This window comes from Dolichospermum sp. UHCC 0352 (assembly GCF_009711925.1).
GTDB lineage: Bacteria > Cyanobacteriota > Cyanobacteriia > Cyanobacteriales > Nostocaceae > Dolichospermum > Dolichospermum lemmermannii.
In genome coordinates this window covers 1-412 of sequence record NZ_VIKY01000265.1, presented here as the reverse complement: position 1 = coordinate 412, position 412 = coordinate 1, and positions in this window count along the sequence as shown.

Here is a 412-nt window from a genome sequence, read left to right as displayed (position 1 = left end):
CCGGGACGCAATGCGTTCGCTATCGCACTTTATCCATCTAACCTACAAGCGATTCCTAGGTCGCGCTTCGCTATCGCTTGACATTCAAAACAGTCGCTACAAACTTTTGGGGACTCATTGGTGATTTAAAAGTGTTAGTATAAATAATTCCCAAAAGTTCACAAACTTGATATAATGGACATAAAGACTATTTAGTGAGGTAATAATTATGTTATCAACTGATGTCAGTAACCCAGCCCTAAAGGGACTGGGCTTGCAAGAATAATCAAGCAAGCCGTACTGACCAGACCACCCTGAGTCTACTCTCATGGTAGCCGTTATTTGAGTCACGACACCCACCGAATGCGTTGCCAGTTCCCTGCTCTGTCGCTTGTGATTAAACAGTTCTAAGGTCACTGGAACAGTGTTGCAA